A 6652-nucleotide genomic window follows, 5' to 3' on the forward strand; every position below is an offset into this window, starting at 1 on the left:
TCGGCTGAGTGCTCAAGTCGACGTCGCACAGGGAGGAGAATGTGTCTGTGCTGGACGTACGAAGCGTCTCGAAAAGCTTTGGTGCTATCCGCGCCTTGTCAGATGTTAGCTTCGCGGTTGCTGCCGGCGAGGTGGTTGGCCTGATGGGCGACAACGGTGCCGGGAAATCGACCATGGTGAAGCTGATTGCGGGGAACTTCCCACCCTCCGACGGCGAAATCGCGGTGGACGGCAAGGTCTGCCATTTCCACAAGCCGATCGAGGCACGGGGCGAAGGGATCGAGGTCGTCTATCAAGATCTGGCCTTGGCCGACAATCTGACGGCCGCCCAAAATGTCTTTCTCGGCCGCGAGATGAAGAAGGGGTTTTGGCCGCTCCGCGTGCTCGACAAGCAGACGATGATCAACCGCTCGGCAAAAGTGTTCGCGGAGCTGAAGTCGGAGACGCGGCCGCGCGATCTGGTCAAAAAAATGTCAGGCGGCCAGCGGCAGGCGGTCGCCATTGCCCGCACCCGGCTATCCAACTCCAAGCTCGTGCTGATGGATGAGCCGACCGCGGCGATTTCCGTCCGCCAGGTAGCCGAGGTGCTGGAGCTGATCCGGCGGCTCAAATCGCAAAATGTGTCGGTAATGCTGATCAGCCACCGCATGCCCGATGTGTTCGCGGTCTGCGACCGCATCATCGTGCTGAGACGCGGCTCGAAAGTGGCCGACAAGGCGACGGAGAAGACATCGCCGGAGGAGATCACCGGCCTAATTACGGGAGCAATCCGTGATGCATAGCCAGAGCGATATGCTGAAGGAAGGCCATGCGTCCATCGGTGATGTGGTCGGCATAATAGAGCAGAGCGTTTTCCAGAAGATGATCGCCAGCCAGGCCTTCTGGGTCGCGATCGCGCTTTTCGTGTTGGTGGTCTTCATGACGTGGCTGGAGCCCAGCTTCGGCACGGTCGACAACGTTACCAACACCACCCGCAATTTTGCACCTATCGCCATCATGGGGCTGGGCATGACGGTGGTGCTGATCACCGGCGGCATCGATCTGTCGGTCGGCTCGGTGATGGGGCTGGTCGCGATCGTCGCCGGCCTGCTGCTCACTTGGCACCAGCCTTGGTATGTGGCGTTTGGCGCGGGTCTGCTCGCAGGCATCGCCTGCGGAGCCTTTAACGGTTTCTTCGTGGCCTATATCGGCATGCCGTCCTTCGTGGTGACGCTAGGCATGCTGTCGATCGCGCGCTCGCTGGCGGTCGTGCTGTCCGGCAACCAGATGCTTTACCAGTTCGGACCCGATGCGCCGATCGTCAAGGCCATCGGCCAGGCCAAATGGCCGAGGCACACGCCTGACGGCTGGGTGCCTCATTGGATCCCGGAACTGTCCTCGCAGTTCTGGGTGATGGTGATCCTCGCGCTCATCGTCGGCTCCGTCTTCATTTTCACCGCCTGGGCGCGCCACCTCTTCGCGATCGGCGGCAACGAGAACGCCTCGCGGATGACCGGCGTCCCCGTCGACTGGATCAAATTCCAGGCCTATGTCTTCTGCGCATTTACCGCATCGATCGCGTCCCTGCTGCTGCTCGGCTACAGCGGCTCGGCCATCAACGCGATGGGAACCGGCTACGAGTTGAGGGTGATCGCCGGCACCGTCATCGGGGGGGCCAGCCTGATGGGCGGCTACGGAACCGCGTTTGGCGCTGTGATCGGTTCGGCCTTCCTCGAGGTCATCCGCAACGCGCTGCTGATGGCCGGGATCGATTCGAACTGGCAGGGCGCCTTTGTCGGGGCCTTCATCATTCTTGCCGTGCTTCTCGGCATGCAGACCTCGGGCAAGTCGCTGCGGGCGACGCTGGAGGGTATGTTTACCTGGAAGCGCAAATAGAATCCGGCGGCCGCAAGCCGTCGGGGATAGTGGACGTCAAAACAAAGTGGAGGAACAGGTGAAAAAATACATTCTGACGGCGGCCGTGGCGTTTTCCGCGCTGATGGCAGGGCAGGCCTATGCCCAGCAGAAATACGTCTTCGCCCTTGTGCCGAAGAACATGAACAATCCTTTCTTCGACCAGGCTCGTGACGGCTGCAAGAAGGCCGAAGCCGAATCCAGCGGCGCGATCGAATGCATGTATATCGGCCCCGGCGAGCATGGCGGCGGCGAGGAGCAGGTGCAGATCGTGCAGGACCTGGTGGCCAAGAAGGTCGACGGCATCGCCGTCGCCCCGTCGAACGCCGCGGCAATGGCCGTCGCGCTTCAGGCCGCCAGGGAAGCGGGCATTCCCGTGCTTACCTGGGACTCGGATGTGCTACCGGAGAACAAGGACCTGCGTGTCGCCTATATCGGCACGCACAATTACGAAATTGGCGTCAACCTCGCCAAGATCGTGCAGACCATCAAGCCGAAAGGCGGTACCATCTGTATCCAGTCGGGCGGAGCTGCCGCGGCCAACCACAATGAGCGCATGAAGGGTATACGCGATACGCTGGCCGGCAAGGAGTCGGCTGCCTCGCCAGGTGATGCCCTGACCGGCCAGAACGGCTGGACGGAAGCACCGGGCTGCCCTCTCTATACCAACGACGACTTCCCTCTGTCGGTTCAGCAGTTCCAGGACTTCATGGCGAAGACGCCAAACCTCGACGCCTTCGTGCCGACAGGCGGCTTTCCGCAATTCATACCGGATGCCAATCGCGCTGCGGTCGAGCCGTACAAGGATAAGATCGCCAAGAAGGAGCTGGCTCTGGTCGTCGCCGACACGCTGCCGGTGCAGATGGACCAGATGAAGGAAGGCCTGTCGCTCGGCCAGGTCGGACAGCGGCCGTTCGAAATGGGCTACAAGACCATGCTGGCGCTGAAGGACATCAAGGACGGCAAGCCCGCGCCGGCCGACCCGACCTACACCGGTCTCGACGTCTGCACCCCCGAAACCGCCGACACCTGCATCGGAAAGTAGGCGGGGGGCGCAACTCTGCGGCGGGCGAGGGATGACTCTTGCCCGCCTTTGCCCCTGAGAGGCGACAACAGACCCATCGAGCGACTGGCTCAAATCGACCGCTGCCGTCAGGCCTCAGAGACGCTCCGCTGGCCACGGCGTGACCATTTTTAGACGAGTGCCGGGAGTGATCCCATTCGGGAGGAGCAATTGAGAAAGATACGATATGCCGTGGTGGGCGCGGGCTGGATCACACAGGAAGCCTTTATGCCCGGTGTGTCCCAGACCGGAAACTCGACAATCACGGCGATCGTCAGCGGCTCGGCCAAAAACGCCGCTAAGCTCGCCGAATTCTACGGCGTGGAACACGTCTTCAGCTATGAGCAGTACGACCAGATGCTCGCATCGGACGTCGCCGATGCAGTTTACGTGGCATTGCCGAACTCCATGCATGCCGACTATGCGATCCGAGCCCTGAGAGCCGGCAAGCACGCGCTCGTTGAGAAGCCGCTGGCCACGACCGAGGCGGAATGCGAGGCGATGATCGCCGCCGCCAATGAGAGCGGAGCGTACCTGATGACGGCGTATCGGCTGCACAACGAGCCCGGCACTGTCGAGGTGCTGGAGCGCATCCGCAGCGGTGAGATCGGCGATCCCCGCATCTTTGCCGCGGTCTTCTCCTTCGTAGCGTCGTCCGACAATCACCGCCTCAAGGCCGCCTATTGGGGCGGTCCCTTGCAGGACATCGGCGTCTATTGCCTGAATGCCGCGCGCCATATCTTTGCCACTGAGCCGATCGAGGCAGTCGCGGTAAGGAGTTTCGGCAGCGCCTCAGTCGGGGAGGTAGAGGAAAGCATTGCCGTGACGTTGCGCTTCCCCGAGGGCCGGCTTGCACAGTTCATTGCCAGCTTCGGCGCGGACAATTCGGATTTTTACCACGTGGCCGGAACGAAGGGGAGCGTAACAGCCGACCCTGGCTTCCGTTTCGAGACTGCCGTGCAAATGAAGCTTCGGCATGGCGACATCAGAACCGAAACGACGTTCCCGCAGACAGACCATTTCGCCGGACAGACCGCGTATTTCTCCGACTGCATCCTGAATGCACAACCGCCTGAAGCCGACGGTGGAGAAGGATTTGCCGACGTGCGCGCCCTGCTTGCCATTGAGCGCGCCGCCAGCACCGGTCAGCCTCAGAAGATAGACACGCCGGCACGGCAGGTTCATCCTACTGCGGATATGATCCGCATCTTGCCTACAACGGACCAGCGGCTGCTTCTCTGACGCGCTTTCGCCCGCGGAGCCGGCCAGGATTCATTGCGAGAAGCGTCTCACGAAACGGCATCGCGTACCGCGTTGTACCGTGCAACCGTTCATGCGGAGGCAGTCACGATCTTGTTTCCGAACGTGCTCGACGGGCTGCGCTGGGTGAAATTCATCCAGGCGGCCGCCGACTCGCACGAGGCCGGAAAAGCCCGGACAACCGGCTGGCTTGACTGAACGCATTGGAATAATACGGAGGTCAACTTGAGTATACGCGTTGGAATTATCGGCGTAGGGGTAATGGGTGCGGATCACGCGCGGATGCTCGCATCACCTCAAGCCCGGCTTGCCGCCCGACGGGAGCATTCCGCGCCCATCATCGCTGCCCTGAAACCATGGTTCGAAAAGCAGCTATCGATGATCTCCTCCGGCTCTGGCCTGGCCGAAGACATCCGGCATGGGCTCGGCCACTGGCAAGGCCTGACCCGCTTCCTGGACGATGGCCGCCTGGAACTCGACACCAACCCGGTCGAAAACGCGATCAGGCCAGTATGCCTGACCAGAAAAAAATGCCCTGTTTGCAGGTCACGAAGTCGGGGCCGAAAATTGGGCGCTGCTCGCCTCCATCGCCACCTGCAGGCTAAACGACGTCAACCCGGTCGCCTACCTCGCCGAAACCCTCGACGCCATCATCAAACGGCCATCCGCAGACCCAGATCGAGGAACTCATGCCCTGGCGATTCCGAAAAACGTCAAGCCCAAATCCACAGGCGATCCGCGAGGCGCTCACCCTAAGCTTTATCATTGACGGTCTGACTTGACGTCTGGCCCGAGGGCGGCGTTCGCTACTATTCCGAAACTTAAGGTTTCGCCCTACCGCGTAGTTGGGGTCGGCTGTCTTAAGAGGGCCGCTGCCCAAGGTGCCTACTTCTTAACGCATTGGCGGACTGGTGCGGCCGAGCAAACTTCGCCCACGCCGCAGTCCAGGTCGCGTGAACAAGGTTCCGGCATTTGCGGTGGCTCCAGCGTGACGAAGGGCGTCCTCGGCTCTTCCCCCGGTCTCGCCGTTCTCGGGAGGAAAGCGCCGGGATCACCGAGCGACTTCACATATCGATAGAATGACCGAATGTCGCTCTCCGGCATGACGCGAACGTTGTACCAAGGCATCGGGTGATGTCCGGGTTTTGCCCAAAGGGACATAGGGGCATCAAATCAGGCGGTTGCTTTCCGCAATTTGACGCGCCCGCCGCACCGTGCCGTCGGTGTCGGCGGACTTTCGTCTTGTTGCTTCGTCGCTTCTGATCGTCAGCCGCTTCGACAGGATTTTTCCAGTTTCGACGATTGGCTTGACCGGTATGGCCGGAGCGTCCGGAGTTTTCATGTACCTCATGCTTATTATCCTTTTAGGCAAAAATGAAAGAGAGCACGGAGCGGCTGTCCGCCCCGTCACCTTGCACGGCGATAAAATTACGGTCGCACGATCCAGGCCAGCAACGCCGGATTAAAATCGGAGTTGCCGGTATAGTCGCGGATCAAAAGCGCGGCGTATGCCTGCCACTGATCCTCGGGGATCTGCTTTTCAATGACCGATGTTCTGAACGCGTCACGCAGGATATTGCAGTCAAAAGTCGAAATCACATCGGCCGATTGATCGTTGTCCATAATGCGGCTCCCATCGAGGGGGCGGGAGTACGATGGACGCTCTCAAGCGCCGGTGCCCATTGTTCTGTGGCCGGCGACAACGGACTGTACGCCCCGCACAGGTGCTTAGCGAATCATTCCGGAGAATTTGCTCGCCGGTGTGCTAGCTCAGCGGCCGGCCTGTTCCCGCCGCTTGGCGTCTTCATCGTTTAGCCGGCCGACCATCTCGTCCGCTTCGCCGGCATTGATGCCGACCATGATCTTGTGATCGGACTCGGCGGGCTGGCCGGTGAAAACGTCGAAAACGGTCCAGCTGTCCGGGCGGTCCATGCGAAACGCGTAGCGGTTTGCCATAGTCGCGTCCTATTCATTTTTGCCGGCACCAATTTGTGTCGATCGGTTCAGGCCTGCACAATGACAAAGACTGCCGCCAGGCCAACGACTGTCCACAGCACCACGCACACCTTCAAAGCCAGGCCCCCGTGCCGTGAGATGCCCTCCCGCATGCGGGGTACCCCGTTCTTCATTCTCCTGCCCGGCGTGGCCGCAACGCCGACCGGCGGCTTGACCCCAAGTCTGCCGAATACCGGAAGCAGCGTCGGCTCACGCACGGGCTTCTCCGGACGCCAAGGTCTCAGTATCCCATGCTGCCGCCGCCACCGCCGCCGCCACCACCAACTGCCGGTGCGGCATCCCGAGCCGGAATGTCGGTGATCATCGCTTCGGCGGTGATCAGAAGGGCGGCGATCGAGCCCGCGTCCTGCAGCGCCGTCCGTACCACCTTCGCCGGGTCGACGATGCCGGCCTTGATCATGTCGACATAGACCTCGTTCT

At 61.2% G+C, this 6652-nt stretch carries 7 protein-coding genes and 2 pseudogenes; 5 read left to right on the forward strand and 4 right to left on the reverse strand.

Translation table 11 applies throughout. From position 1 onward, the window contains the following. The first annotated feature begins 41 nt into the window (after positions 1-41). From NKH59_RS30000 to NKH59_RS30020, 5 genes and pseudogenes are all read left to right on the forward strand, one after another. Positions 42-782, forward strand: coding sequence for an ATP-binding cassette domain-containing protein (locus NKH59_RS30000; RefSeq protein ID WP_352541466.1), 741 nt, complete (start codon positions 42-44; stop codon positions 780-782). Beyond that, positions 775-1875: an ABC transporter permease gene (locus NKH59_RS30005; RefSeq protein ID WP_156937342.1), complete on the forward strand. Its 1101-nt coding sequence runs from the start codon at positions 775-777 to the stop codon at positions 1873-1875. Before NKH59_RS30000 ends, NKH59_RS30005 begins: the two co-directional genes overlap by 8 nt. Positions 1876-1933: 58 nt before the next feature. Continuing rightward, entirely contained in the window at positions 1934-2938 is a 1005-nt protein-coding gene (locus NKH59_RS30010) for a substrate-binding domain-containing protein (protein ID WP_352541465.1), read from the forward strand. A gap of 210 nt (positions 2939-3148) precedes the next feature. Then, on the forward strand, positions 3149-4198 hold the full coding sequence (locus NKH59_RS30015) for a Gfo/Idh/MocA family protein (protein WP_352541464.1): 1050 nt from the start codon (positions 3149-3151) through the stop codon (positions 4196-4198). Between the two features lie 312 nt (positions 4199-4510). Further along, positions 4511-4998 (forward strand): annotated as a pseudogene (locus NKH59_RS30020) (IS66 family transposase); the annotation flags it as partial. 386 nt (positions 4999-5384) lie between these two features. Here the strand turns inward: NKH59_RS30020 and NKH59_RS30025 are convergent. From NKH59_RS30025 to groEL, 4 genes and pseudogenes are all read right to left on the reverse strand, one after another. Continuing rightward, positions 5385-5567: a hypothetical protein gene (locus NKH59_RS30025; RefSeq protein ID WP_352541463.1), complete on the reverse strand. Its 183-nt coding sequence runs from the start codon at positions 5565-5567 to the stop codon at positions 5385-5387. 77 nt (positions 5568-5644) lie between these two features. Then, the gene (locus NKH59_RS30030) at positions 5645-5839 is read right to left on the reverse strand and encodes a hypothetical protein (protein WP_352541462.1); all 195 of its coding nucleotides are present in this window, start codon (positions 5837-5839) and stop codon (positions 5645-5647) included. Between the two features lie 147 nt (positions 5840-5986). Further along, positions 5987-6172: a hypothetical protein gene (locus NKH59_RS30035; protein ID WP_352541461.1), complete on the reverse strand. Its 186-nt coding sequence runs from the start codon at positions 6170-6172 to the stop codon at positions 5987-5989. Between the two features lie 280 nt (positions 6173-6452). After that, positions 6453-6652: pseudogene (gene groEL / locus NKH59_RS30040) on the reverse strand (chaperonin GroEL); the annotation flags it as partial.

Source organism: Mesorhizobium sp. M0998 (genome assembly GCF_040318885.1).
GTDB lineage: Bacteria > Pseudomonadota > Alphaproteobacteria > Rhizobiales > Rhizobiaceae > Mesorhizobium.

What these genes read in the sequence shown, in the direction of transcription:
- NKH59_RS30005 (WP_156937342.1), top strand. Translation starts at nt 775, where the DNA reads ATGCATAGCCAGAGCGATATGCTGAAGGAAGGCCATGCGTCCATCGGT.
- NKH59_RS30025 (WP_352541463.1), bottom strand. Translation starts at nt 5,567, where the DNA reads ATGAGGTACATGAAAACTCCGGACGCTCCGGCCATACCGGTCAAGCCA.
- NKH59_RS30030 (WP_352541462.1), bottom strand. Translation starts at nt 5,839, where the DNA reads ATGGACAACGATCAATCGGCCGATGTGATTTCGACTTTTGACTGCAAT.
- NKH59_RS30035 (WP_352541461.1), bottom strand. Translation starts at nt 6,172, where the DNA reads ATGGCAAACCGCTACGCGTTTCGCATGGACCGCCCGGACAGCTGGACC.